The organism is Psychromonas sp., from assembly GCF_983033635.1.
Window position 1 is genome coordinate 1 of sequence record NZ_CEZLMY010000287.1, and the last position, 2811, is coordinate 2811.

General features: G+C 38.6%; 2 protein-coding genes. One reads left to right on the plus strand and one right to left on the minus strand.

What is annotated here, in order from left to right:
• Positions 1-416 (minus strand): Gfo/Idh/MocA family protein (locus AC4GME_RS18560; RefSeq protein WP_490380015.1); only part of this gene is annotated, 416 nt, incomplete at its 3' end.
• A 76-nt stretch (positions 417-492) separates the two neighbouring features.
• Between AC4GME_RS18560 and AC4GME_RS18565 the strand changes: the two genes are divergently transcribed.
• Positions 493-2670, plus strand: a complete 2178-nt coding sequence (locus AC4GME_RS18565; RefSeq protein ID WP_490380016.1) for a Tex family protein — start codon at positions 493-495, stop codon at positions 2668-2670.
• Positions 2671-2811 lie beyond the last annotated feature (141 nt).

Genomic DNA, 2811 nt, shown 5'->3' on the forward strand with positions numbered 1-2811 from the left:
AATTTGCAGATATTATTTTTAACTTGTTGGAAATTAGGAAGAAAATTGGTCATATAAGCTTCAAATAAAATCACATTGTTATCGATTGCTGCCTGATAAAGGATCTCAACTTGCTGCGCATTGGATGCTAAGGGCTTTTCACAAATAACATGTTTTCCCTGTTGCAGCATCTGTAATGTTTGCTCAAAGTGAAAAGAGTTCGGGCTTGCGATATAAACCGCTTGGATATTTTTATCGAGACTCAGTGTTTGCAGATCATCAAAACAATTTCTGACATTAAATTTGTCTGCAAAGTCCTGAGCGTTTTCTATTTCTCGGGAATAAACTGCGCTGAGTTTTAGTTGTTTAGCCACTAAGGTTGCGTTAACAAACTTTTCACTGATCCAGTTGCTACCAATGACTGCAAAATTGATCATCCAGAACTCCTAATATTAATGTAAAATGTCAGCTAAGTATGTTGAAATATTCAAATAAAACAAGCAGTAAAATAATATGATGAACTTAAATACAGCATTAATTAATCAAACACTTGCAAGCGAATTATCGATCACTGCAAAACAGGTTACCGCTTTCGTTGCACTTTATGATGACGGAAATACAGTGCCGTTTATCGCACGTTATCGCAAAGAGGCCACTTCAGGTCTTGATGATTGCCAACTTCGTTTATTGGAAACGCGTTTAATTTACCTGCGTGAATTAAATGTTCGTCGTACTGCTATTTTAAAGACCTTGGCAGATCAGGATAAGTTAACCTGTCAGTTAAAAAGCCAAATAGAATCTTGTGTAAATAAAAGTGCACTTGAACTCCTATATCTGCCTTTTAAAAGTAAGCGAATTAGTAAAGGAACAGTCGCGATAGAGGCGGGACTTGAGCCGCTTGCAGATAAGTTATGGTATCAAGATGAAGCAGATAAAGAGTTACTTGCAAGAAAGTACTTGAACGCTAAGCAAGGTTTTAATGATATTAAAGCGGTCTTGGATGGCGCATTAATTATACTTGTTGAGCGTATCGGCAGTGATATTGTGCTTTTGGAAAAACTACGAAAACATTTATTAAGCAATGCGTTGCTTGTTAGTAAAGTGGTTAAAGGCAGCGATCAAACTGCTAGTAAATTTAAAGACTATTTTGATTACAGTGAGCGTTTAAATAAAATTGCATCACATCGTTTATTGGCGATGGTGCGCGGTAAAAATGAAGGTTTTTTAAAACTGAAGCTACAGGCCGATCCAAAGCAGGATAAATCTAGTAAAACATCATATTGTGAAATATTGATAGCCAATCATTTAGGTTTTTCACTAAACAGTTTGCCAGCTAATAGTTGGCGGGCAGAGGTGATTAAAAAAGCCTGGAAAAGTAAATTAGCGGCTTTATTAGAAACGCAGTTAATTTCATCTTTAAAAGAAAAGGCTTATGACAGTGCGATTGATGTTTTTGCCAGTAATTTAAAAGATCTTTTAATGGCCGCGCCAGCCGGGCGTAAAGTGGTGCTTGGTTTAGATCCCGGATTTAGAAGCGGTTGTAAAGTGGCGGTAATTGATGAAACGGGTAAGTTACTTGATTATGCAACCATTTATCCGCATGCACCTGTTTTTAAAGCCGAGCAAGCTGAAGTTCTGTTACTGAAATTAATAGAAAAATATAAAGTAGACCTGATTGCAATAGGTAATGGCACCGCATCGCGTGAAACGGATAGCTTTGTCCGGGACAGCTTAAGCAAACAATCAGCAAAGGTTACGCAGCTTATTGTCAGTGAAGCAGGTGCCTCTGTTTATTCCGCCTCTGAGCTTGCTTCACTTGAATTTCCACAGCTTGATGTATCAATACGAGGTGCTGTTTCTATCGCGCGTCGCTTGCAGGATCCGTTGGCCGAGTTAGTTAAAATTGATGCGAAAGCGATTGGTGTGGGTTTATATCAACATGATCTTAACCAGACGTTATTAAGCAAACGTTTACAAGCAGTGGTAGAAGATTGTGTTAATGCAGTGGGTGTTGATCTCAATAGCGCATCAGTCTCGCTACTGAGTTTTATTGCCGGATTAAACAATACCATTGCCCAGAATATCGTAAATTACCGCGATACTCATGGCATTTTCAGATCTCGTCAGACATTAAAAAAAGTGCCCCGTTTAGGTGATAAAGCCTTTGTGCAATGTGCCGGTTTCCTGCGTATAATTGATGGCAATAATCCGCTTGATAACTCTGCAGTCCATCCAGAAGCCTATAGTCTGGTTAATAAAATTGCAAAGCAGCAAAATCAAGAGGTAAAAGAGCTGCTTAATAATTTAGATTCATTAAATAAAGTAAACATAGAGCAGTTGGTGAATCAGCAGTTCGGGTTGTTAACGATTAAAGAGATTGTTAATGAGCTCAGTAAACCGCGACGCGATCCTCGTCCATTATTTAAAACCGTTAGCTTTGCAAAGGGTATCAACAAACTTGCCGATTTATCGCTTGATATGGTTTTACAAGGTGTGGTTTCTAATGTCACCAGCTTTGGCGCATTTGTCGATATTGGTGTTCACCAGGATGGATTAGTGCATATTTCGCAATTGGCAGACAAATTTGTCTCTGATCCATTACAGGTAGTAAAAGCAGGGCAGATTGTTAAAGTTAAAGTGCTTGAACTGGATCTTGACAGAAAACGAGTCGCTTTAACAATGCGCTTATAGCCGAATCACTTGCAAGTGCACATTTCAGCAAGTTGAGAGATGGCTATACCCAAACTATTTCAAGATGCAAATTCAGAGCTTCGCCTGGATGCTAGAACAAGACGCAACATGATGAGAATGGTTATTCCCTTTTCAAGTGTT

Bases quoted from the DNA above. Each gene is read 5' to 3' on its own strand.
- AC4GME_RS18565 (WP_490380016.1), top strand. From the start codon at position 493: ATGATGAACTTAAATACAGCATTAATTAATCAAACACTTGCAAGCGAA.